This window comes from Bifidobacterium sp. 2450 (assembly GCF_041900695.1).
In the GTDB taxonomy this organism is placed as follows: domain Bacteria; phylum Actinomycetota; class Actinomycetes; order Actinomycetales; family Bifidobacteriaceae; genus Bifidobacterium; species Bifidobacterium longum.
In genome coordinates this window covers 1-22,864 of sequence record NZ_JBHEEA010000018.1, presented here as the reverse complement: position 1 = coordinate 22,864, position 22,864 = coordinate 1, and the positions used below count along the sequence as shown (strand labels likewise).

The following is a 22,864-nucleotide window of genomic DNA, read 5'->3' as shown; positions in this document are numbered from 1 at the left end:
GCGGTTACCGCGCTCGCCCATGACAAAACCACGCACGGCCACCGGCAAAATCGTATACGGCCATTGATGAAATCACGCCGCAAACCAGTCAATAAGGCGTTCGACGATGTGTTCGCGGCTGAGACCCGTCTGGCTTTTCATCGGGTCCACGCGTTTGACTGCTGATTTCACCGCTTTGTCTGACATCTTCTCGCGACTGGTGTTGAGCACACGGCTCATCTTGGCCGCATCGATGTCATATGCCATGGTCACATGGTGCAGCACCGCGCCGCCTGAGCCTACGGGGAAGCGCCGTTGCGCCGCTCCCCCGATCTTGCCGTACTGCGAGGCGATATCATTGAGGCCTGCGAACCGCACATCCAAGCCAAGTTCGCGCAGCGCTTCGATCAGCCACCAGTCACAGAGCTGGTAGGATTCTTCGATGCTTACGCCCTGAACGAAATCGAACGGTGCATACAGCGAATAGGTAATGGTGTTGCCCGGTTCGATAAACATCGCTCCGCCACCCGTGCAACGGCGTACCACGTCGAAGCCGAGCTGCTTGGCAATGTCCAGATTCACCTCGTCCTGGGCCGATTGGAAACGGCCGATGACCACAGCCGGGCCCGCCCACTCCCATAATCGGATGGTCGGATGTCGTGTTCCTGCTGCGACTTCACGCGCCCAGGTCTCGTCAATGGCCATTTGCTCGTCCGGAGTACGCGGATGGTCGTGGATCACGGTGAGTTGAGGCTTGAGGGCGTTCCAGCGCTCCCGGTATTCAGAGCTTTTGTCGGGCTGCTTGGTTTGTGTATTGATGGATGCTGGGATGTTCGGCGCATCGGGGCTGACCACCCCCACCCGCTGCGCGGGAGCCCCCGCTAGCGGGGGCAAGTTGCTGCTTACGGCTCGGCTGTATGCGGTTTTGATGGCAATTTCATCTGTGCCGATAATTTGGCAACTAGGATGAGCGTCCAATACGGACCGCAATGAATCATCGCTAATTAGAGCTTGTTCCAGGTCATGCAACAAAGCATGAGATTCGGCATCCGAAACTGATTCAATAAAGAAATCACCGCTGATATGGCATGACTGTGCGGTGCCGTCACCATCGACGGATACGGTCACGGCGACTAGTTTGCTGCCAACGGTTTTGCATTCCCCATGTCGCATTTGCATGCAACTCAGTATAGAGAGTTTTCTGGCTCCCCTCTGGAGGGGAGCCAAGTTTGAGGTCACATGCGGGCCAGAATGTCCTTGCCGACCTGGTCGGTGGAGCGCACGGTGGAGCCGAGCTCCTCGATGTCCGCTTCGGCGGCGGTATGGATCTTCTTGGCCGCATCATCAAAGCCGAGATGCTCGAGCAGCATGGCGGCGGAAAGGATGGCGGCGGTCGGGTTGGCCTTGTTCTGACCGGCGATGTCCGGAGCGGAACCGTGAATCGGCTCGAACATGGACGGGAACTCGTCGGAGGCGTTGATGCAGCCGGAGGCGGAGTAGCCCACGCCGCCCACCACGGAGCCGGCCTCATCGGTCAGAATGTCGCCAAAGAGATTGTCGGTGAGAATCACATCGAAACGGCTCGGGTCGGAAACCAGGAAGATGGTGGCCGCATCGATGTGCTGGTAGTCGTGGGTGACCTCAGGGTATTCCTCGCCGACCTTGTCGACGATGCGCTGCCACATATCACCGGCGTTGACGAGCACGTTCTTCTTGTGCACCAGGGTGACGTGCTTCTTGCGCTTCATAGCGAGCTTGAAGGCGTAACGCACCACACGCTCCACACCGTATGCGGTGTTGATGGACACCTCGGTGGCCACCTCCTGCGGGGTGTTGCGGCGCACCGCGCCGCCGGCACCGCAGTACAGACCTTCGGTGCCTTCACGCACCACCACGAAGTCGATGTCGCCGGGGTTGGCGAGCGGCGAGGTGACGCCCTTGTACAGCTTGGAGGGGCGCAGGTTCACGTACTGGTCGAGGTCGAAGCGCAGCTTCAGCAGCAGCCCGCGTTCCAGAATGCCGGCCTTGATGCGTGGATCGCCCACGGCACCGAGCAGAATCGCGTCGTTGGCCTTGATGCGCTCCTCTTCGTCCTCGGGCAGGATCGCACCATCGCGCAGATAACGCTCGGCACCCAAGTCGAAGTTCTCGTACTCGAAGTCAGCTACGCCTTCAGCGGCCTTTTCCAAAGCCTTCTGAGCCCACGGAGTGACTTCCTTGCCAATACCGTCGCCGGGAATAACGGCGATTTTATATGTCTTTGCCATAGTTCAAGGAGCCTACTCGCGCTATCACCTGCCGGCCCGAACCCGCTCAGCTAGTGGACATGGCCTAATGAGCGAGTCCCATCACATCCATGCACCAAGCGTTCTCATAGGAAACCTCTTCCCATTGCTTGTAACGCCCGGATAGACCGCCGTGACCGGCCTCGACCTCAATCTTGGCCACCGCGTCCACGCCGGCGGACTGCAGCCGGGCCAGCCATTTGAGCGGCTCGACGTACAGCACGCGGGTGTCGTTCATCGAAGTGGTAATGAAGATTCTCGGGAATTGCGCGGCGGCGACCGCGCCGGTGGCAGCCCCATCAGCACTGCCGTCACCGGCAGCCTCGTCGTTGCCGCCCTCGAGCACGGCGACCGGCACATTCTCGTATGGCGTGTACGACTTCATGTACTGATACACCTCAGGGTCATGCAACGGGTCTCCCCATTCGTCCCATTCGGTGACGGTCAACGGCAAGTCCGGGTCAAGAATGGAGGTCAACGCGTCCACGAACGGCACATCCGCCTCAACACCGGCGTAGCATTCGGGCGCCATATTGGCAATCGCGCCCATCAGCAGGCCGCCAGCGGATCCGCCGTTGGCCACAGTGCGCCAAGCATCAGCCAAATGCGCCTTCTGCAGCGCGCGTGTGGCGTCCACGAAGTCCTCAAAGGAATGCTTCTTGTTCAGTCTGCGCCCCTGTTCATACCAGGCGCGTCCCATTTCGCCGCCGCCACGAATATGCGGCACGGCGTACAGCACACCGCGATCCAACATGCTCAGACGAGAGACCGAGAACCCCGGATCGGAGGAAATCCCGTATGCACCATATCCGGTAATGAACATCGGCGAATCCTGCGCCGGGCAATCGCGGTGCCAGACAAGGGAAACAGGAATGCGTTCGCCGTCGCGCGCGGTAATCCACACACGGCGTTCCATGTAATCGCGTGGATTGAAGTTGCCCAACACGGTGGCTCGCTTCAGCAGCGCATCTTCACCGGTGGCGGGATCGATTTCGTGCAGCTCGCCCGGGCGGGTGTAGCTGGCGAACGAGTAGCGCATGCGCGGCGCCTCATACGAGGGGTTGCCGCCGACGCCGATGGTGTACAAGCGCCGGGTCTCACCGGGCAGTTGGTCGTCGCTGGCACCATCGGAAGATGACGTGTGATCCGTGGGGGCCTCATCTTCGGCCCACAAGATTTCGCCATGATCGCCGGTGAAGTCTTCGCGATCGGCGGCAACCATGTCCCAGTCATCCTCCAGGGCAGGCGGCAGCAATTCCGTAAACCGCCACGGCCGTCCGGCCAGGAAGTCGGCGGCAGCCGCGCTCTTGGTCATGTATGCCACGTGCGGCTGGCCGTCGGCACGGTAGCTCAGGGACACAAAGTTGCGATGCAACGCGATGCCTTCGATGCCCAGACCGTGGGCACCCTGCAATATCGCCGGATTGGCGACGTTGAAGTATGCCTCGGTAATCGACTTATCCGGCTCACCATGTTCACAGCCGTACGGCGACCCGGCGGCAATGCACACGCCTTCGCCGAGTCGGTACGGCGGCTCATGGCCACGCATGTCAATGACGTCGATTTCGAAATTCGGATTGGCGGCGTTGTGGTAGACCACGGCGAGTGGCACATCCGCACCGTTCTCCCCCGCGCCTTCAAAACAGGCAAAGCTCACATCATATTCAATATCGTTCTGGCGCGGAATGAAAGCTTGGAATTCGCCTTCAGGCGTGGCCACCGGCAGCATCAGCACTTCGGTGGTGGTTTTGGAACCGGTGCCGATCACGATATTGCGCTCATCAAAACTGATGCCAACGCCCACCCAGAACCGTTCATCGGTTTCTCGGTACACGCACACATCCGATTCGACCGCCGTGCCAACACGATGCCGCCACACAGCGAGCGGCCGCCAGGAATCGTCCAATTCCACCCAGAACACCCATTGGCCGTCCGGCGTGAAGCATGCGCTGCCAATGCCGGTGAACTGTTCGGGCAGTTCGCTGACCGGCTCCCCGGTCTCCAGCCCGGCAAGGTCGCGAATGCGGAAATCATATCGTTCGTCTCCCGCAACATCCACGCCGTACAGCATCCAACGGCCGTCCTTGCTCAGATCCAGGCCACCGAGCCGGAAGAAGTCATGCCCCTCGGATTCCTTGTTCGCATCAAAAACGACCTGTTCGCCGGGCATGGAGCCGGGCGCGCCTTGCGGATCCACGACCGGCGGGCCCCAGTCATCGGCATCGCGCACGGGGATGCGGCATTGCACGCCATACTGTTTGCCCTGCTGCGTGCGGGTGAAGTACCAGTAATCATTGACGCGCGTGGGAACCGACATATCGGTCTCTTCCACATGCGATTTCAGCTCTTCAAACAACGTATGCCGGAAATCCGCCAGATGCGCCATGCGACGCTCGCAGTACTGGTTTTCGGCAGCTACGTAGCTGCGCACATCATTGGAGTCTTTGTCTCGCATCCACTCGTAATCGTCTTCGAAAACGTCACCGTGGAATTCGCGGCGCTTCGGCTCGCGCTTGGCGTAAGGCGGCATCGCGGCCGCGGCGTTTATGCTCTCGTCAGTCATACCACGCGATTATAGGCGAGGCACCGCACCGGGACGCATTCAGTGTTCATTACGCCGCGCCTATCGCAACACCGTCTTCAGATACGGCAGCATGGTCTTCAGAATGTTCGAGCCGGTGGTGCCGGTGAACACTGGCACATCGGTTACCGGAGTCGGCTGGGTCGAGGTGAGCCCCGTCACCGACGCCAATCCGGTTGATTCGCGCGGGCTCAACTCACGAATGACGATCGCCAGTACACGTCCGGGATATCTGCGGGCGATGGTGGCGTACGTGGTCGGGTCTTTCTGCCCGTCATCGCCCACCAGAATGAACTTCATGTCTGGGAAGTCGGCCATAAGTTGTTCGGCAAACTCAAGTTTGTGCTGGGGGCCGGTGGGTACGAAGGTCTTGGGCCTCGGGTCGAGGTCGCGCAGCAGCAGCGGGCCTTCGGGAAAACCATGGTCAGTGATGAAGTTGCGAATCGAACTCTCCACATTCCAGGGCGATGTCGAAAGATAGAAGAACGGTGCGCCGGGGAACAAGTCGGCGATGCGGGTGAACAGCACGCTCATGCCCGGCACGGAGGCTTTCTTCTTGGGGTCGAGGAACAGCAGGTTGTACGCGGCCTTCCATGGCACCGGGGCCTGCGTGATCATGATGGTGTCGTCCACATCGGAGATGATGCCGACTTTGGCACTGGCGGGGATGGTGTACAGGTTGGCGCTCACGGGTTTGCGGTTGACCACGCTGTAGGAGACGCGATGGATGCCGGGCACCAGACGATGCTCGGCCACGAGGTCGAGGTATCCGGCGGAATCGGAGATGGCGTATTCGCTGCCGAGATCGCGCGTGCGGTCCACCTTGTCATAGACCTCGGAGACGCCGATCTGCACGGTGTTGAGCGGCGTGTCATCAATGCTGGCCTGCACGTGGGTGCGCGGCGCGGATACGGCGAGCATGCCGCGGATGCCGCGGATCAGTTCGCCGGATTGCGCGTGCTTGGGGGCGTATACCGTGCGGCAGATCAGACGCGAGTAATCACCGGTGCCATAACCTACATAGGGTTCCACTCGCGGATACCACCCCCATTGGCGCACCACCTGAGTGGAGACGCGTGACCATACGCCGAACACGCGGGTGACGGCACGACGTATGAATCGGGTGATCGGAGGCTTGACCTCGATGCGCTCACGCTTGGAGGGGGTGTCGAACGTCGTGGCAGCCTTGCGTGCGGGAATCGGCACGGTGGGCATGTCATCGGAATGTTCAGCATTGCTGACATTGTCGGCGCCATTGGCGGATGCCTTGACGTCAGAGACTGGCGCGGTGGCGGACAGCACTGCATTGCGAGCAGCAGCATCCCAAGGCAGTCGCTTGCCTGCCGCCTCAAAATCCTCGCGTGGGCTTCTCATAGACACCAATATAGGCCATACGCCTCATTTTCTTGGCTCCCCTCCATAAGAGGCACGGTGCATATAGGTTTGATGCCACATACTGGCTCCCCTCTCTGAGGGGAGCCACGGGTAGAACTACCGCACGACCTTCGCGTATTCGTCGGCGCTCAGCAGCTCCGGCTCATCGTCGTCAAGCTCGACCTTCAGCAGCCAGCCTTCGCCGTACGGATCTCCATTGACCACGGACGGGTCGTCCGCCACGTCACGGTTCACATACTTGACCGTACCCGCCACGGGGCTGATCAGCGGCTGGACGGCCTTGGAGGATTCAAGCTCCACGATCTCGTCGCCGGCCTCCACACGGGCGCCAGGCTCAGGCAGATCCACGAACACAAGTTCGCCAAGCTGGTCGGCGGCGTATTCGGTGATGCCGATGATTGCGGGGTCAACCGAACGGTCCACCCACGCATGCTCCTCGGAGTATTCGAGATGGTCGGGAATGTCGAGGTTCAACGGCTGTTCGTTTTCGTTGTCATCACTCATAGTCATAAGTCTAACCTATCTTCGCGGTCCGTCACAGCTCGCGACCGAGCCATTCCTCAATCATGTAGCGGGCGATGGTGGCGCGGCCCGGCGCCGCCATACGGCCGGCGATGAGCTCGGCCGTGTATTCGTCGCGTGTGACCCATCGCGCGGTCATGGTCTCCTCGCCGTCCACACGCACGTCGGTGGTGATCGCATGTGCCTTGAACGCCATCATCAGCGAAGCCGGGAACGGCCACGGCTGCGAGCCCAGGTACCGTACCTCGCCGAGCTTGATGCCGGTCTCTTCCATGGCTTCGCGGCGGCAGGCGTGTTCAAGGTTCTCCCCCGCCTCCACGAATCCGGCGGACACCGAATACAGCCTCGAATCCTTCCATGCCGCGTTGTGTTGCAGCAGCAGACGGTCGTGCCCGTCCACGATGGCGGTGATGACCGCCGGCTCCACGCGTGGGAACAGCACACGGTTGCCGTCCGCCTCGTTGGTGCATCGCTGCGCCCATCCGGCGAGCGCCGGCCGGACCGCCGCGCCACAGGTGGGGCAGAACCGCTGGCGGCTGTGCCAGATGCTTAAGGTGATGGCACTGGTGGCTTGCCCGGCCTCGCGCGCGTTGGCGTGAGGGGCGAATCCGCGCAGGTCCACCCAGTCGAACCGGGTCACGGCCTGTTGCAGCAGCGTGGGCTTCGGGGCCAAGGGCTGTACGGGCGCGCCGACCGAATCATCGAAGGCATCGTCCGCACCTTGCCCGGCCGAATCCGGTACACCGAGCGACCCGGAAATCTTGGCTGCGGCTACGCCGCCATTGCCCTTGGTGTTTCCCGGCTGCCGTATTCCGGCGGCAGCACCTCCGCTGATGCCGTTCTTGCCCAGCGCGCCGTCCACAGTGCCGGAATCCTGGGTGCCGAGCACGCCGCCGGCAGCACCGGAAACACCAGCAATCCCGCCAACACCGGGAACGCCGGCTTCCGGCACGCGCGTGATATCCACGGCGACCACGGATTCGCCGCGCGCCCCGACATAGGAGCCGAGGAACATGGCGACCGCTTCGGGGTAGCGTGCCAGTTCGGCGGACACATAGGCGCCCAGCAACGTGGCGAGCCGCATTTTCACGTTCTCATAGTCCACGAGCTCGCCTTGGCCGCGCGGTACGGCGACAAGTCCGCCGCGCGTAAGCACGACTTTGGTGGTCGGCTCGGCCAGCAGCTCGTCGATCAGGCCGGGTTCGCTTCGCCGGTCCACCTGATAGTCGATGTCACCTTGTGCGAGCGGCAGGAACGGCAACGCATGGGTCAGCGCCAGAGGCGAGAAATGAATGTCAGCGGTCATCGAAGTCTCCTATGCGTTCTTCTGCGCGTTCTGCACGCGCTTGACGAGCGAGAGCAGTGCTCGCGCCACGGTATCCGGATGTTCGACGGCACTGAAATGGCCGCAGTCCGGAATATCGATGAATTCGGCGCCGGTGATTCGTTCGGCGAGCGGACGCATCACACTCGGATTGCTGGAGGGGTCCAGTTCGCCGGATACCACCAGGCTCGGTGCGCTGATCGTTTCCGGCACCGCCCCCAGTTCGGGCCGTCCGTAGGTCATGCGCTGACGCCAGGCCAGACCAGCCGGGTTCTGTTCGTTGATCCAGCCGGTCATGGTCGCGATGAATTCAGGAGTCTTTTTGACGGTGGAATCGCCATCGGCCGGCTGCGCGAAGTGCATGACCGGTTCGACCGAGTTCGTCTGTCCGGCGGCGTCCGCCATCTTCAGTCGGTTCTCTCCGCCCACGCCGTCAGACGCGGCCATCGTGTCGCACAAGGCCAGTCCGGCCACCGTTTCGGGGTACAGGCGCTGGATGTCCATCGCCACGTAGCCGCCCATCGACAGCCCGACCCAAATCGCCTGCTCATAGCCGGCGGCCTTGATCAGGTCCACGTAGGCTCCGGCCAGGCGATCCAGCGCCTCGCTGTACGCGCCGTTCGCCATGCGGGGGCCAGAATCGGCCTCGCTCGGCACCGGGGAGGTGCCAGAGCCGGCCATATCCGGCGCCCAAATCGGGAAGTCCGGCACATCGTTCAGATCGGCGAAATCGGCGAGCGCCTTCGCGCACACGTCCCACATGCGGTGGTCCACCGGGTAGGCGTTCATCAGCACCACCGGCACGCCTTCGCCGTCGCGATAGATATGATTGGCCAATTCGATTGCCATGAATTACTCCTTCACATTCACGTCCCACCAGCGGGAAGCAGAACAACTGTCAGATTCCGGCCCAGGCCAACGCCTGCCGCACGATGCGACCATGACCGTTGACCATCTGCGCCACGAACGTGTTCATTACGTCGCTCTTGGGATCCACCCATTCCACATCCAGCGTCTCGTCCTGCGGCTTGCAGTCGCCGGCGATAGGCACCACGTAGCACAGTGCGATGGCGTGCTGGCGCGGATCGTAGTATTCGCTTAGTCCCGGCGTGGGGAAGAATTCGGCTACGGTGAACGGCTGGAGCCCGACCGGCAGCAGCGGCAAGGCGATATCGCCCAAGTCCTTGGCCACATTGCGGGCGATGGCCTCGCGCAACGTTTCGTGATACAGCACGCGGCCGGTAATCAGCGTACGCTCGATCGACCCGTCCTCGGATACGCGCAGCAGTGAGCCCACCTGGGAGATGCGGCCCATCTCATCGGTGCGCACGGGCACGATCTCCACGTACGCGATGGGCATCTGATGGCGCGCCCGGTTGATGTCGGCCGGTCCCAGCCAGCCCGGCGGGTTGCCGTGGCCCGAACCGCCTCCGTGAATGAAGTCCTCGGGCGTGATGTTGTCGAATTCGCCGCGGCCACGGCCGGCATCATAATCGCCCTCGTCGGGCACTTCATCATTCATGACTGGCATGGTCTCATTATCGCGCGCATTGATGAACATGGGCACAATTCACCGAAAAATTGTCTGTGAATTCTCAGCAAAGCGCCTCATCGCCTCCATGCGCCCACAATCCATTCAGCTTGGGGCACAAACTTTTGCCGAAATGTTGGGTGATGCTGGGAAGCTGGTACATAGCATCAAGCACTGTGTTTGAGGAAGGAACTTCAATGGCCACCACCGCCATCACTTCAGCTGAGTTTGAGAAGACCATCACCGACAACGAAATCGTGTTCGTTGACTTCTGGGCCACGTGGTGCGGTCCGTGCCGAGCATTCGGCCCGATTTTCGAGGCTGCGTCCAACGAGCCGGAGAATGCGAACATCGCTTTCGTCAAGGTGGACATCGACGCCAATCAGGATCTGGCTCAGGCTGCCGGCATTCAAGCTGTGCCTACGTTGATGATTGCCAAGCAGGGCGATGTCATTTTCCAGCAGGCCGGCGCGCTGCAGGCCTCCGATCTGGACGACCTCATCGCCCAGGCCAAGGCGCTGGATCTGGCCTCCGCCAAAGCACAGCAGGCAGCACAGGAGCAGCAGTAAGCCTTATCACGCTGCGGCAGCGGAAGCACGGGAAAAAGCCCATATATAGTGCTTCCTTGCACTGATGACTACTACATATGCCATCCGTGGCGGGTCGAACACCCACCACGGATTTTTTAGAGTCTTCGCCAGTTTGTGTGGTGAGGGTGTGAGTATCGGTGTCGTTGCCGGGGTTTTCGCGTGTGCGGGTATGAGAGGGGCGTTCTTCTGTTAGGTTTGTTTCCGCCAAGAATAGAACCGAAGAACAGAGGAACGCCTGTGCCCACCATATCAGCCGGCGCGCTCAAGCGCATGCTGCACCTGCCCGCGAACGTCGTGACCGGCGCGCCGCGCATCGAGAAGGATCGCCGTGGCGGCGACGTGGTCGTCGTACCGGTGCGCCCGTACGCGAGGGACACGGGCCGTTGCGCCGAATGCGGCGGGCATGGCCGGCCGTACGACCGTCTGCCCGCGCGGCGTTGGCGGCAACTCGACATCGGCTGCGCGAAACTCCTGCTGGAATACGCGCCGCCGCGCGTCGACTGCGGGGCCCATGGGGTGACGGTCGCGATGGTGCCGTGGGCGAGGCGCAAGAGCGCGTACACGTATGACTTCGAGCGGCAGGTGGCATGGTTGAGCGTGCACGCGCCCAGGAGCGCGGTATCGGCGCTGATGCGCGTCGACTGGAAGAGCGTCGGTCCGGTCTGCCGGCGCGTCGCCGACGAGCTGCGCGCCGAACAGGGCGCGGGCCTGTTCGACCATCTGCGTTCCATCGGCGTGGACGAGACCAGCTACAAGCGCGGGCACAAGTACATGACGATCGTCGTCGACCACGACCGGGGACGCGTCATCTGGATGCACCAGGGCCACGGGGAGAAGGTCTTCGACCTGTTCTTCCAACAGCTCACGCCCGCCCAGCGCGAATCCATCCGGGTCATCACCGGCGACGGGGCCAGATGGATCGACGAGTGCGCGTTCCGCTGGTGCCCGCAGGCCGAACGCATCCTCGACGGGTTCCACATCGTCGGCTGGGCGACCGACGCGCTCGACAAGGTCCGCACCGCCGCATGGCGCGAGGCCAGGAAGACGGGCACGGCCGGGAAGGGCGCGAAGGACCCGATCAAAGGAGCCCGGTGGGCGCTGCTCAAGAACGGGCCGGACCTGGCCGCCGGCCAGAAGGCCCAACTGGAATGCGTGGCGAACACCGACGAGACCCTCTGGCAGGCGTACAAGCTCAAGGAACGCCTCAGGATGATCCTCAAACAGACGGCGGAGACGGCCGCGCCCCTGCTGCGCCAATGGGCCGCGGACGCGTTCCTGTCGGGCATCCCGGGATTCGTCCCGCTCGGCGAGAAGATCGACCGACGCCGCTTCGACATCCTCAGGACCATCCGCAGCGGACTGTCCAACGCAAGGCTCGAGGCCGTGAACAACAGGATCAAGACCACCATCAAGATCGGCTACGGCTACCGGAACCTCGACAACCTCATCGCCCTGGTCATGCTCAAATGCGGCGGACTCAACCTCCAACTCCCCGGACGCCAATAGACAGTAAGCAAGACAGATGATTCACACCCACACAAACACCCGAAGAGCCATTTTTTATTCATCCACTCAACGTCCTATGATGGAGAGCAGTGTGTACCCAACCAAGGAGCGCAATGTCGAAGCACGCTGAGCGAACCTCAATCGTCAAAACCCTATCTCGGGGTCAGTGGGCGAAGATCGCAGCGGCCGTAGCCGCAGTGGGTCTCATTGCCGCTGCAGGCATTATATCTCGCGACTTCTATCAGGCGAGCACCGCTACGCATCCCATCACCCCAACCTCATTCTCCGCCACCGACGGCGCAGCTTCCCGCTCGGCCTCCCGTGGCGCGCTCAAGAGCACCACTTATGTGACCGTCAAGGTCAACGGCAAGTCCCGCGTGGTTCTCGGCGAAAAAGACAACATGACCACCGTCAAGGATGTGCTGGAAACCGGTGATATCGTTCTCGATCCGGAAGATAGCGTGAGCCCAAGCCTGGATTCCAAGGTCACCGAGTCCACGGTCATTTCCGTCGACCGCGCCAACACCACGGTGGAGACCACTGACACCGATATCGCCTTCAATGAAGTACGCAAAGAGACCTCGAGCCTGCCCAATGGCCAGGAGAAGGTCGAGACCGAGGGTGAGAAGGGTGTGCTGGAGACCACGTCTCTGGTGACCCGCTCCGGCGATAAGGTCGTCTCCTCCAACGTGTTCACCTCATGGGTCAAGAAGGCACCGGTCGACAAGGTGATTCTGGTGGGCACCGCCACCGTGTCTTCGTCCAGCGCCGCCAGCCTCGGCACCACCACGCCGGCCGGCGAGATTCAGTCCTGGGCGCATGACTACCTGATTTCCAACGGCTACTCCGAGGCCGACTTCACCGCCGCCAACTTCATCATCAGCCACGAATCCGGCTGGAGCCCCACCGCCACGAACCCGTCTTCAGGTGCTTACGGCCTGCCGCAGGCGCTGCCAGGCAGCAAGATGGCTTCCGCAGGTGCAGACTGGCAGACCAACTACCAGACCCAGTTCAAGTGGTTTGTGAACTACTGCAACGGCCGCTATGGTTCGATTTCCGGCGCGTACGCGTACTGGCAGGCACACAAGAGCTACTAAGCCATGCATCTGAAGCCCCGCCTAAGTCGCGGGGCTTTTGCATATTCAGAAAAACGGTCAGCCATCAGACTGTTCCAGTAACGGAATAGTCTAATCTCGCCGATTTAGTTAGCACACGAAACAAAACTAAGCTCATTTCTATTCATTATCATCATCAAAGTCGATGTTCACGTCTGCTTCGTGGTAGAGCTCAATATTAGTATTCATATCGATTTCCTCGACAATCCATGGCTCTTCCTGCAGCTGGCAGTTTTGTTTAAACTCGTCGTAGTGATTGCGTCCATCCATACCGCGCAGGGTCACCACGATACCGAAACGTATACCGTCGCCAGCATTGGCCCCTATAATACCGTTCTCGTCGATTTGCGGGTCGAAACGTTCGGTTTTGCGAATCTTGAAGCCCCAGTACGGGATACCTCGGGTGGCTCGGGGCACAAAACGGGATTTCTCAATGTCGCTGACATGTTTCACGTTATCCCATTTGCGATAGAGCCTTCGTGCGTCCCCTTCGTAAGTTCGCGCGGTTGGGTCGCCCTGTACGTTGTTGTCGAGCGAATCAACGCCATCGGCCTTCATCCGTCCAAAATGAAGATCCAGCTCAGTGTCCGTGTAATCGACACCCTGGTTCTTGTCGCATTTCGGGAAGTAACAGAGTGTTGCTCTCGCCATATAGGGATATTTTCCATTCACGACTGGCACCGGGATACGCCAGTTGTAGGTCTCGAAAGCATTGACGGCACCTTCGAGCACGAACCGTATCTCATTGGACGGCGTAGTCAAGATATCCTTGATATGCGTGGGTACGATACCGTAACCGAGCTTGATTCCAGTAGATGGGAAGGCACCCCACCCAGATGCGGAATCAATGAGCAGAGCCTTGGCTGTTTCCCGTGACAGGTTCATAACGTGTATCAGATAGGCCATCTTTCGTGTGATCCACGGGGCCGCGAACGAGGTACCAGCCGTCAGAGCGATGCCGCCTGGCTTGTAGACGGCCATGCGTTCAGTGTCGTCACCACCGAAGCATGAGAGATCGGGTTTGCGGAAGAATTGGAGCACAGGACCTTCTCGCGTGTAGCTTGCTGGTTCCTTGAGGATGGAGATGGCGTTAACGACCAACGCGTTGATAGAGTCCGCAGGTGCGCCGATGCGTTTTGGTTTGTTCCGGTCGTCGGCTGCCGTCTTGTTGGTTCCGGAAACGATGAAGATTACGCCGTATTCGTTCTGCAATCTATCTAGGATGGCCGCTTCGGGTGAGATGGCGTTCTCAGGTGCCTCCAAAGTTGAGCCAAGACTCAGGTTCCAGACGGTGATGTCCCGGTTTGCAGAAACAATACGATGTATCGCAGTGAGGATGGCGAACGAGCTGTTCCGCCCTTCCCTCGCAACAGCGAAGTGACGTACTTGGAAACGACCGCACCCATCATCAAGACTCGGGTTCAAAGTGGGACCATCAACAATGAGCGATGTGACTTCTGTACCATGCATATAATCGTCAGAATTCTCGCCCAGATTGGGGTCGATTTCATCGTGATATTCTACCCAGTCAGAGAAGTATGCACCCATGTCGAATCGCGTGTCAATGACGCCGATAATCGGCTCGTTGCCCGGCTCGGGAATGTCGGGCGCATACTCATCGCGTGTGGAAGCCGGTTCAAACTCCAATTGTGAAACATCCTTCAACGACATGGCGACCAGATACGGCGCGGACTTGGCGAGAACATCGTATTGGTCGGGGGTCATGCGGATGGTGGTGGAATCGAGCAGATTCGCTGAGATAACGTCCACACCTAGGGAGTTCAGCAGCGTCACGGTCTGGGGAATATCGCGATTGGTATTATAGATGGTAACCAGAGAACGGTCCATCTGCTCGTCAACATGCTGCTTGACATCGAAGCGCTTGATATAATACACGTCTCGGACAATCTGGGCGAAGGCAGTCTTGCTTAGACCAGTGTTCGAGTCGATCCGGTCGAGACCAGCCTTGGTGAGCGCAGCCAAACCATCCGCGTCGATGTCACCGTCATGTCGTTCTAATATCGTCCGACATGCTTTCAAATCGGCGATAGTTGATTCGATAATTGGCATAGTCACATAATGAGTGATGACATGGCACGGCAGGCCGTTAATCTCTTCGAAGTAGGCCCCGACGATAGAGTCGTTGGCTCTTTTCCCCGGTCCAGACAGCAGTTGACGTATACGATTGCTCTTTGCCACCACAGTTCTATAATGCACTTCAACCAGAGGCAAGACAGGCGCCTTCCGTCTGTTCCAAAAATCATGCACACTTTGCAGTTGCTTGATCTTGTCATCCACGTCTTCCGCAGAGACCTTCGCGCGTGCTGGCAGTGTGGGCGCTCCAGGACGCTGGGCCTTCCTAGTCTGGAACTTACCCTTAAGTCGCAGTGCGTTATTCATTGTCACGCTCCTTCACTTCCCGTGCGATGGTGCTACGAGAAATACCTGTCAATATTTCCACCTCGCGTAGCGTGAATCCCTGACCATACAGCGCTCGAACATCTTGGATGTTCTTTGCACCGTCAGATACCAGCGCGACGTAGAGGCGCCGTAGATAGTCGAACTCGTCATTAGGCTTGCTAAATGCGATAGATGAGCGGATGAGGTTCTCCATCTCGCCCGGATACGGTAGCCGCTCGGCCAGAGAAAGAACCTTACGAAACAATCGTATGTTCTTGCTGATGAATGAGAACTGGCCGGCGTAGTCGTTCATGATGCTTTCGGCTACGTCAACTAAATCCTCACGCGTATATCTGCCGAAATCAATGACAGCATCGAATCGACGGACGAATGCCTTGTCGAACTTGGTGAACAGGTTAGTGGTAGCGAACAGCATAACTTGCTCCGACAGCTCGTCCATCCGGCGCAGCAGCGCAGACGTGGCCCGACCCATCTCGCGCACATCATGGGAATCGACACGGTCCAATGCGAGAGCGTCAATCTCGTCGAACAACACAATCACATGGTCTGGCTGAGTGAAACCGTTAATCTCATCGAACAACTTTGCAATGTTTTTCGCCGTCTGTCCGAGCCTACTGTCCACGACCATACTGAAATCCACCACGTACAAATCACGCCGTAGGATGGCTGATATTTGCTTAACCGACTCTGTTTTGCCCGTACCTGCTGGACCATGGAACAGAAACCGGTGGATACCAACGTTCCGACCGATTGCATTGAGAATCCCCTGGATATCGTTTGTAATGGGCTCCGGCAAAGGCAGCGACGTCTTTACCACTGGCCTCTTCGTAAGAAACTCTGACCGCGCGGCCGAATCTGCGACCTGTGGAATGAAAGTGTTAGCATCCGACAATAGCGCGATGATATAGGATGCCAACTGCACATCGCCGGAACGGTCGAAATCCTTTGCGATACCATACGCCTCATTGCGGAATGCCGCATCGTTATGCTCAGCGTGGTACCGAATCAGGTTCAGCACGTCTTTCTTCTTCATGATCCTATGCGCCCTCACAATCCGCTCACTCGACTCCAACTGATATCTAATCAGCATACTTTTAATCAATGACATCTATGTCTCAAATCAATAAGGATTTGTCTTTCAATGCTCCTAGTGATACGCTATGCTAAGCGGTCCACATGGGCCGCGGTAAAGAAAAACTCCGGCCTGCGGGAACAGGTCGGAGTCCGGAACGAGCCCTTGGACTCGCATGTCATTGAGAAAACGACATCGCAAGTCTACCGCGTGGGATTGCCTCATGGCCACCCCCATGCGGATATAGAGCTCCAGACTATAAAGGAGACCACTATGGCTTCGAATCATAAGCCCGGCGAAGACAACCGCCGCCCGGGAACCTACGTGGAGGTCGGACCGCGCGGAGGCGCAGTTGCCAATCCACGCATCGTACACATCGATCAGGGAGACAGGCTTCCACCTACACAGGAAAGCGGACACCTATGGCAGCACCGTCCCGCGGCGAAACATTGAGTCGTCGTTTGTAGGCCCAATATTTCACGCCACAGCGGTGCGATGATTGGGTGTTCTCCGGCCGCTTCGCCAGAGAACGCCCAATCCAATTAGATTAATCAATGAATGCCATGACGCCGGTGTGTTGCTTTAGGCAAGACAATATTTTGTCTCGTCACTAAACAAACTTTTATATAATTAGATAACTCCGAAGCGTCACGATACAAGGAAGTTGACATGGCCAATAGACGAGCAAGAAATATTGGAACTAGAAAATTCAAAAAGCCCTTGACAGATCATGGTTACCGAATCATTGCAGACGCGGTGAACGACATGTGTGGGACTGATTACAAATCAAAAAACATGCGCGGAGTAGGCCCATTAAATATTTCTTATATGGCAGATAACAAATCAACACCTACCGATTACATCGTCGTCTTTTTGAATGGAGACAATGGGACATATGGCAACTGCTTATCAAAGAAGGCCAACACAGATGAATATGACAAAAAATACTTGCTAGAGCGGTTTGACCATACCAAGCCCGGTCATGAACGTGCTACTTTCTTAAAGCAAAAGGGCACGTACAACTTTCTTGGCATATACCAATATGTCGAGGATTTCATAATCGATGACAAAAAATGGGCATTATGGGAGCGCACTAAAGATTGGTTTGATGACCTCACAAAATAATGTTTTGGATTTATGAAGGCCCTGCAGAAAATCTGCAGGGCCTTCATTTGTCATCGAACTAAATTATTCCGATCTCTTAGGATCCTCCGGCTGGGGAGGCGTGGGGGCGGGCGGAGGAGGAGGCGTAGTTGGGGTGGTAGGTGGCGTCGGAGTAGTAGGCTCGGTAGGAGTAGTGGGCGTCGTGGTCGTAGTATCACGGGGCGTCGTAGTGGTCGTTCCCTGGTTCGAATAGCGATACCGATATTGGCTCTGCGCACGCTGAGCCTCAACAGCTGCGCTGTAGTTGGCCATGGACGTGTTTACTGCATCCATGGACGCAGTCAGCGTGTTGACGGCATCCTGCATGGTCTTTACGTCAGTGCCCTGCTGGGACAGCACGGTATTGGCGTTGGCGATGTCGCTTTCCAGCGTCACTCGCGTTGAATTATCGTCGACGGCATACAGGCTGTTGTCCAGCAAAGTCTGTGCCTCGGTGATCTTGCCTTGCAACGCCTGCTGGGCGTCAGCCTGATCCTTAGCGTTCTTGCTGTCCGTCACGGCCTTTGCCGCGGCAGTAATCGCAGTGGCGTTCTTCTTGGCGGTCTTGGTCTGGCTAGTGGCCGTCTTGGCATATTCCTTGAGGTCCGACGTAGAAGCTGAAGTCTTGCACTCCACCGCTTCCACGTTCTTTACCGCGGCGATTGTCTTCTTCAGCGCATCCACGGTCGCACCGTCAGCCACTTGATCAGCTGTAATGCTTTGAGCACTCTTGGTATCAGCCAACGCCTTGGTCAGCGCCTTCTGAGCGGTGGAATTCTGGTCCACGGCCTCAGTACATGCCGTCAACGCATCCTGATGCGGCTGATGGCTTTCCTGACGCTGCTCGCTGGAACGCCAGTACCATACACCACCAATGATCGCTGCAATCACCACCAGCGCAGCAATCACCGAAACGATAATGCCCTTGGTCTTCTTCTTGCCGCCCTTGCCGCCGCGAGACACCTCTGCCGCGCGGTCTCCCTCCGGCTCCTCCACCGGTTCAGGGTTCCGCTCGATGGCACTGAAATCGATGCTCAGATCGTCTGTGGCACTATCACGTTGCGGCTTGGCTTCAGGAACCGGCGCAAAAAGCGGCAGCGTCGCAATGTCATCTTGCTGAGGCGACTGAGCGCTCTCCGCAGCATCGGAAAAGGGAGAGGCACCGCCATCAGTATTCGCCGCAACAGCACCAGTACTGTTGCCGTCACCCGGCGCAGCGCTGCCTGCGTTCTCGTTAAACGAGATAGGAGGTATGTCCCAGAAGGTATCGACGATATCGCCGCGAGCCGGCGACGTAGAGGAACCAGATTCCGCGTTCGGTTCAGGGCGTTCGTCTGTTCCCATGCTCTTCTCATTCCTTTGCGTCATTGAAGTCATTCCAAACTGTCAGTTTATCCAGCCCTATGCCGAGCGTGCCAGCTGGTATTCAAGAATGTCACAATTCTTTACTATTCGATATACAGCCAGCATCATGCACCCAAATAATTCAGTCTTATAACAGTAAAAAACCGTGCGGCACAGAGGTACCGCACGGTCCATATTGCAAGACAATAGGCAAACGCCGAAACTACTACTTGCGGCCTTCCTTCTTGCCCTAGCCCTTGCTCTTGGCGCCCTTATGAGAGCTGCGCCTGTTGCCGTCCTCGTAATAGTAGTAATAATAATTCTTCGAGTGCATCTTCTTCGGGTCAGCGAAGTTGAAGATGAAGCCGAGAATCGGCACTTCGGCGGTCTGCAGAGCCGTAGCGGTGCTTTTCAGCTCCTTCTTCTCCACAACGCCCTTACCGGTCACGAGCACCAGACCACCGGCCATACGACCGAATACGGTGGCGTCGCTGGCAATGGACAGCGGAGCAGTATCGATGATCACGTAATCGTACTGGGTGAGAGCCTGATTAACCATTTCCTTCATGAGATCGGAGTTCAGCAGAATGCTGGCATTAGCCGGACGCTTACCGGCCGGCATGATGTGCAGGTTCGGCTTCCAGTACTTCTGGATGACGTCGGCCGGAGATGCCTGGCGAGACAGCACGTGAGACAGGCCCACGTGGCCTTCGATGCCGAGTTTGTGGGCCACGGACGGGTGGCGCAGATCGGCGTCGATAAGCAGCACACTCTTGCCTTCCTCGGCGAGAGCCACGGCAACGTTGGAGGAAACCGTCGTCTTACCTTCGGACGGATCGGTAGAGGTGATGACCAGCAGTCGGCCATGACCCTGCGTGGCGGTGGTGGTAAGGAACGAAAGGTTCATGCGAATACGACGGAATTCCTCAGCCTCGCTACCGGCCGGCTGAGCGACTACGACCGGGCGGCTGTCGTCAAGAATCGAAGCCTGCGGCACAGTACCCAGCGAAGAAGCATGGGTCAGCTCGCGCACGTCATCGGTGGAGTCCACCTTGGTGTTGAGGATGTCCTTCAGCAGAGCAACACCGATACCCACGATGATGCCGAGAATCAGGCCGGCGGCCAGGTACAGCGGAATGTTCGGGGAGCTCTGGCTGGTAGGAGTCTGGGCCTTCTGCACTACCGTGAGCCTGATGGGAGAGCCGCTGGAAGAGGAGTTGTTGTACAGGTCAGAGGAAATCTGATCGGAGAGGTTCTTCGCCACGCTGTTGGCGATGTCGGCCGCTTGCTGCGGATCGCCGACTTCCGCCGAGATATCCACCATGAACGTGTTCGTGGGGTTCGTAGCGGTCACCACGCCGGCAAGATCGGTCGTGGTCATATCCAGGCCGAGATCCTTAATGACGGGCTGAAGCACGGCTTCGGTCTTTACCAGTTCCGGATACGTCTTGATCTGGGTGTTCAAATAATTGGCACCCGAGCTCATATCGTTGGTGGTCTGCGTCTCGCCGGACTGACCGGCATACGTGGCGAACACTTCAGCCGTAGCCGTGTACTTCGGCGGCATGATGAACGTGACAGCTGCGACTGCAGCAAACACCACCACGAACGAGATAATCGCAGACGCGAGATGCTTGCGAACAATCTGCAGCAAGTCAGCGATGGTCAATGTTCTTCCTTACCTCTTCGGGAAATTCTCACAGATGATTCATAACTTAGCACCTACTGGGGAACTTCTCGAGACCATGGGCATCGCCTGAAACCCTTGATACAGCCGCAAAAATAACTGCACACGATTGCAATTACAGTAAAGTTTCGCGATATACCCTGCGACGACGATATTTCTCTATCCCATATTATGAATTGAAACTAAAAATGTGATATGCAAAATTGTGATTCGAATCATCATTCATTACAATCAATATTGTCAATAATATTTATGCAGTGCGAAGGAGTATATTATGGCATCCTTGCTTCAAGGATTTGAAGAAGTTCAGCTAGTTAAGCCCGTTGGCAAAACGGTAATGACCGTTACCGATTCCGTTGTACGTTTTAATAAGGCCACCGCAGAAGTGCTGAATTTTCCAGCACAGGTCAAAATCCTCATCAACGATAAGACCAAACAAATTGCCGTCACTCCGACTACCGCCAAGGCAGACAACGCCGTGAAGTTCAGCAAGGGTGAAGGCAAGCAGACTACGTCTGTAAGCATCAAGGATGCCGTGCTTGTTGAAGCAATTTCTAAATACTTCACGCTTGCCGAGGCTCCGGAAGGTGAAGTCTCTTTCGTTTCCACCAACGGCACTGCTTACCCGGAAGACAAGACTGTGATTTTCGACGTTGCCAACGCCACCGCCGGCACTATGAAGCGCCGCGGCCGCAAGAAGGCCGAGTGATTTTTCGCTTAATTTGCGATTTCGTGGATACTGTAGAGGCCTGGTTTTTCAGTTACCGAGGATTCATGCCTCTACAGTATTTTCCCCTCATGTCGCACGACATGAATGGTATGGCTGAAATCAATAAACAGAATCTAATTTGAAATATTGCGCACAACAGGCAATGAGTATATGTCAGATTGCACTTAAGTTAGAGGCTTCTGCTGTTTTCGTGGGTTAGATTGCGGGTTGTGGCAGTCGTATGTCGGGTCCGCCGCATCGGAGCATGACCAGGGCGATGAGGTTGGTGACGTGGTGGAGGCCGTAGGGTAGTGCCCGAACTCTTGCGCACTTTGGTCTTCGCCCGTCCCTGTGGCGGTGATCAGTTCGCTGCTGGTACGGTCTCACCGAGCCTTGACATGTCGAGGTAGCGGCGCGTCGACCACTCGTCGGATGTCACGTAGCGGACCCTCGCGCAGACGAGCATCAACGCGCTGCGTCCGTCGGGGAACGAGCCGACCACGCGGGTCCTGCGCCTGATCTCGCGGTTGAGCCGTTCGATCATGTTGTTGGTGCGGATCCGACGCCTATGCTCGCGCGGGTAGTCGTCGAGCAGGTAGGTCGTGGTCTCGCCGATGCCCTCGCGCAGGCATTTGGCGGCCTCCTTGAGTTTCCTGGATTCCATGTCCCGGGCGACGGATTCGGCCTTCTCCAACGCCTTGTCGCGTGATTCCATGGAGAACACGGCCTTCAGTGCGTCGGCCGCCCAGTCGCGGTTCCCGGGGTTGACCCTGGCGAGTATGTTGCGCTCGAAATGCACCATGCACCGCTGGTAGCGGGCATCGGGCAGCAGCTCGCCCGCGGCGGCGACCAGCCCCGCGCACCGATCTCCCGTCACCAGTCTCACGCCCTTGAGGCCTCGTGCGAGCATGCCTTTGATGAATTCGCGCCAGCTTTCCGCGTCCTCCTTCATGCCCTCGGCCACCGAAAGCACCTCGCGCCGCCCGTCCATGCCGACGCCGATGGCCACCAGGATGCTCACGTTCTCCACGGACCCGCCCCAGCACCTTTTGTGCCACACGCCGTCCATGAACAGGTACGGGTAATCCTGTTCGAGGGGCCTGCCCCGCCATGCGTCGATATCCGCATAGACGCGCTTGAGCTTGTCGCTCAGGGTCTGCGAGGGCATGCGGTCGCCCCACAGGAGCCGGCTGACATCATCGACCTGGCGGGTGGAGACGCCGGCCAGGTACATGTCGATCAAGGCCTCCTCGACGCTCTCCTCACGCCGACGGTATCGTTCGATCACGGCCGACTCGAACACCGCGCCCTTGAGTTTCGGCACTTTCAGGCTCATTTTGCCGGCCTTGACGGTCAGGTCGCGCTCGTAGTGGCCGGCCCGGTACGCCTTGCGGTCCCCGCTGCGCTCGTAGCGCGCGGCGCCGGTGATCTCGTCGGCCTCGGCGTCGAGCATCGCGTTCAGGGTCTCCTCGACGCTTTTGCGGACCATCCGGTCCAGGGTGGTTTCCAACATGGCCTGGTCGACCTGTAGAATCTGCTGTGACATGGCTTCGTGCCCTCGTTTCCAATCGCGGTTTTCTAATGTCTGGCGACTGAAAATCGTACACAGGACACGGGCCATGCCCCTATCTCAAGCCCAAACCAAAGTGCGCAAAATCTC

At 58.3% G+C, this 22,864-nt stretch carries 19 protein-coding genes; 6 read left to right on the top strand and 13 right to left on the bottom strand.

The genetic code is table 11. From position 1 onward, the window contains the following. Nucleotides 1–72: 72 nt before the first annotated feature. From ACEUKI_RS09260 to ACEUKI_RS09225, 8 genes are all read right to left on the bottom strand, one after another. Nucleotides 73–1,158, bottom strand: coding sequence for a biotin/lipoate A/B protein ligase family protein (locus ACEUKI_RS09260; protein WP_374156783.1), 1,086 nt, complete (start codon nucleotides 1,156–1,158; stop codon nucleotides 73–75). A gap of 56 nt (nucleotides 1,159–1,214) precedes the next feature. Then, nucleotides 1,215–2,246, bottom strand: a complete 1,032-nt coding sequence (locus ACEUKI_RS09255) for a 3-isopropylmalate dehydrogenase (protein ID WP_374156782.1) — start codon at nucleotides 2,244–2,246, stop codon at nucleotides 1,215–1,217. A gap of 64 nt (nucleotides 2,247–2,310) precedes the next feature. Continuing rightward, nucleotides 2,311–4,827 carry a S9 family peptidase gene (locus ACEUKI_RS09250; protein WP_374156781.1) on the bottom strand — a complete coding sequence of 839 codons (2,517 nt, stop codon included), beginning with the start codon at nucleotides 4,825–4,827 and terminating at the stop codon, nucleotides 2,311–2,313. Between the two features lie 60 nt (nucleotides 4,828–4,887). Then, nucleotides 4,888–6,219: an App1 family protein gene (locus tag ACEUKI_RS09245; protein WP_374156780.1), complete on the bottom strand. Its 1,332-nt coding sequence runs from the start codon at nucleotides 6,217–6,219 to the stop codon at nucleotides 4,888–4,890. Between the two features lie 117 nt (nucleotides 6,220–6,336). After that, on the bottom strand, nucleotides 6,337–6,750 hold the full coding sequence (gene gcvH, locus ACEUKI_RS09240) for a glycine cleavage system protein GcvH (protein WP_007051338.1): 414 nt from the start codon (nucleotides 6,748–6,750) through the stop codon (nucleotides 6,337–6,339). A 25-nt stretch (nucleotides 6,751–6,775) separates the two neighbouring features. Next, a complete protein-coding gene (gene nudC, locus ACEUKI_RS09235; RefSeq protein WP_374156779.1) occupies nucleotides 6,776–8,068 on the bottom strand; it encodes an NAD(+) diphosphatase in 1,293 nt (430 codons plus the stop codon). A 9-nt stretch (nucleotides 8,069–8,077) separates the two neighbouring features. Then, entirely contained in the window at nucleotides 8,078–8,935 is an 858-nt protein-coding gene (locus tag ACEUKI_RS09230) for an alpha/beta fold hydrolase (RefSeq protein ID WP_374156778.1), read from the bottom strand. 49 nt (nucleotides 8,936–8,984) lie between these two features. After that, nucleotides 8,985–9,647 carry an NUDIX hydrolase family protein gene (locus ACEUKI_RS09225; protein ID WP_374156777.1) on the bottom strand — a complete coding sequence of 221 codons (663 nt, stop codon included), beginning with the start codon at nucleotides 9,645–9,647 and terminating at the stop codon, nucleotides 8,985–8,987. A gap of 167 nt (nucleotides 9,648–9,814) precedes the next feature. On the opposite strand from ACEUKI_RS09225, the gene trxA reads away from it, so the two are divergent. The 3 genes from trxA (at nucleotide 9,815) to ACEUKI_RS09210 (ending at nucleotide 12,810) form a co-directional block, all read left to right on the top strand. Continuing rightward, nucleotides 9,815–10,186: a thioredoxin gene (trxA, locus tag ACEUKI_RS09220; RefSeq protein WP_374156776.1), complete on the top strand. Its 372-nt coding sequence runs from the start codon at nucleotides 9,815–9,817 to the stop codon at nucleotides 10,184–10,186. 258 nt (nucleotides 10,187–10,444) lie between these two features. After that, complete coding sequence (locus ACEUKI_RS09215; protein WP_374156775.1) at nucleotides 10,445–11,713, top strand: ISL3 family transposase; 1,269 nt, start codon at nucleotides 10,445–10,447, stop codon at nucleotides 11,711–11,713. A gap of 113 nt (nucleotides 11,714–11,826) precedes the next feature. Beyond that, nucleotides 11,827–12,810, top strand: coding sequence for a G5 domain-containing protein (locus ACEUKI_RS09210; protein ID WP_374156774.1), 984 nt, complete (start codon nucleotides 11,827–11,829; stop codon nucleotides 12,808–12,810). A 138-nt stretch (nucleotides 12,811–12,948) separates the two neighbouring features. On the opposite strand, the gene ACEUKI_RS09205 is transcribed toward ACEUKI_RS09210, so the two are convergent. Both ACEUKI_RS09205 and ACEUKI_RS09200 read right to left on the bottom strand, forming a co-directional pair. After that, on the bottom strand, nucleotides 12,949–15,228 hold the full coding sequence (locus ACEUKI_RS09205; protein ID WP_374156773.1) for a S8 family peptidase: 2,280 nt from the start codon (nucleotides 15,226–15,228) through the stop codon (nucleotides 12,949–12,951). Next, a complete protein-coding gene (locus ACEUKI_RS09200; protein WP_374156772.1) occupies nucleotides 15,221–16,282 on the bottom strand; it encodes an AAA family ATPase in 1,062 nt (353 codons plus the stop codon). Before ACEUKI_RS09200 ends, ACEUKI_RS09205 begins: the two co-directional genes overlap by 8 nt. A gap of 108 nt (nucleotides 16,283–16,390) precedes the next feature. Here ACEUKI_RS09200 and ACEUKI_RS09195 point away from each other — a divergent pair, with 108 nt between their 5' ends. Both ACEUKI_RS09195 and ACEUKI_RS09190 read left to right on the top strand, forming a co-directional pair. Next, complete coding sequence (locus ACEUKI_RS09195) at nucleotides 16,391–16,774, top strand: YjzC family protein (protein ID WP_374156771.1); 384 nt, start codon at nucleotides 16,391–16,393, stop codon at nucleotides 16,772–16,774. Nucleotides 16,775–16,990: 216 nt separating this feature from the next. Then, nucleotides 16,991–17,446 (top strand): hypothetical protein, encoded by a 456-nt coding sequence (locus ACEUKI_RS09190; protein WP_374156770.1) that lies wholly within the window; start codon nucleotides 16,991–16,993, stop codon nucleotides 17,444–17,446. 63 nt (nucleotides 17,447–17,509) lie between these two features. On the opposite strand, the gene ACEUKI_RS09185 is transcribed toward ACEUKI_RS09190, so the two are convergent. Further along, nucleotides 17,510–18,832: a hypothetical protein gene (locus tag ACEUKI_RS09185; protein WP_374156769.1), complete on the bottom strand. Its 1,323-nt coding sequence runs from the start codon at nucleotides 18,830–18,832 to the stop codon at nucleotides 17,510–17,512. 226 nt (nucleotides 18,833–19,058) lie between these two features. Beyond that, nucleotides 19,059–20,477 carry a polysaccharide biosynthesis tyrosine autokinase gene (locus tag ACEUKI_RS09180; protein WP_374156768.1) on the bottom strand — a complete coding sequence of 473 codons (1,419 nt, stop codon included), beginning with the start codon at nucleotides 20,475–20,477 and terminating at the stop codon, nucleotides 19,059–19,061. A 292-nt stretch (nucleotides 20,478–20,769) separates the two neighbouring features. Between ACEUKI_RS09180 and ACEUKI_RS09175 the strand changes: the two genes are divergently transcribed. Then, nucleotides 20,770–21,204 (top strand): hypothetical protein, encoded by a 435-nt coding sequence (locus tag ACEUKI_RS09175; RefSeq protein ID WP_374156767.1) that lies wholly within the window; start codon nucleotides 20,770–20,772, stop codon nucleotides 21,202–21,204. Between the two features lie 361 nt (nucleotides 21,205–21,565). Here the strand turns inward: ACEUKI_RS09175 and ACEUKI_RS09170 are convergent, their stop codons facing one another. Next, nucleotides 21,566–22,750 (bottom strand): IS256 family transposase, encoded by a 1,185-nt coding sequence (locus tag ACEUKI_RS09170; RefSeq protein ID WP_131218582.1) that lies wholly within the window; start codon nucleotides 22,748–22,750, stop codon nucleotides 21,566–21,568. Nucleotides 22,751–22,864: the final 114 nt, after the last annotated feature.

What these genes read in the sequence shown, in the direction of transcription:
- ACEUKI_RS09190 (WP_374156770.1), top strand. Translation starts at nt 16,991, where the DNA reads ATGGCCAATAGACGAGCAAGAAATATTGGAACTAGAAAATTCAAAAAG.
- ACEUKI_RS09230 (WP_374156778.1), bottom strand. Translation starts at nt 8,935, where the DNA reads ATGGCAATCGAATTGGCCAATCATATCTATCGCGACGGCGAAGGCGTG.
- ACEUKI_RS09255 (WP_374156782.1), bottom strand. Translation starts at nt 2,246, where the DNA reads ATGGCAAAGACATATAAAATCGCCGTTATTCCCGGCGACGGTATTGGC.
- ACEUKI_RS09185 (WP_374156769.1), bottom strand. Translation starts at nt 18,832, where the DNA reads ATGACGCAAAGGAATGAGAAGAGCATGGGAACAGACGAACGCCCTGAA.
- trxA (WP_374156776.1), top strand. Translation starts at nt 9,815, where the DNA reads ATGGCCACCACCGCCATCACTTCAGCTGAGTTTGAGAAGACCATCACC.
- ACEUKI_RS09170 (WP_131218582.1), bottom strand. Translation starts at nt 22,750, where the DNA reads ATGTCACAGCAGATTCTACAGGTCGACCAGGCCATGTTGGAAACCACC.
- gcvH (WP_007051338.1), bottom strand. Translation starts at nt 6,750, where the DNA reads ATGACTATGAGTGATGACAACGAAAACGAACAGCCGTTGAACCTCGAC.
- ACEUKI_RS09250 (WP_374156781.1), bottom strand. Translation starts at nt 4,827, where the DNA reads ATGACTGACGAGAGCATAAACGCCGCGGCCGCGATGCCGCCTTACGCC.
- ACEUKI_RS09175 (WP_374156767.1), top strand. Translation starts at nt 20,770, where the DNA reads ATGGCATCCTTGCTTCAAGGATTTGAAGAAGTTCAGCTAGTTAAGCCC.
- ACEUKI_RS09260 (WP_374156783.1), bottom strand. Translation starts at nt 1,158, where the DNA reads ATGCAAATGCGACATGGGGAATGCAAAACCGTTGGCAGCAAACTAGTC.
- ACEUKI_RS09245 (WP_374156780.1), bottom strand. Translation starts at nt 6,219, where the DNA reads ATGAGAAGCCCACGCGAGGATTTTGAGGCGGCAGGCAAGCGACTGCCT.
- ACEUKI_RS09195 (WP_374156771.1), top strand. Translation starts at nt 16,391, where the DNA reads ATGCTCCTAGTGATACGCTATGCTAAGCGGTCCACATGGGCCGCGGTA.
- nudC (WP_374156779.1), bottom strand. Translation starts at nt 8,068, where the DNA reads ATGACCGCTGACATTCATTTCTCGCCTCTGGCGCTGACCCATGCGTTG.
- ACEUKI_RS09225 (WP_374156777.1), bottom strand. Translation starts at nt 9,647, where the DNA reads ATGTTCATCAATGCGCGCGATAATGAGACCATGCCAGTCATGAATGAT.
- ACEUKI_RS09200 (WP_374156772.1), bottom strand. Translation starts at nt 16,282, where the DNA reads ATGAAGAAGAAAGACGTGCTGAACCTGATTCGGTACCACGCTGAGCAT.
- ACEUKI_RS09210 (WP_374156774.1), top strand. Translation starts at nt 11,827, where the DNA reads ATGTCGAAGCACGCTGAGCGAACCTCAATCGTCAAAACCCTATCTCGG.
- ACEUKI_RS09205 (WP_374156773.1), bottom strand. Translation starts at nt 15,228, where the DNA reads ATGAATAACGCACTGCGACTTAAGGGTAAGTTCCAGACTAGGAAGGCC.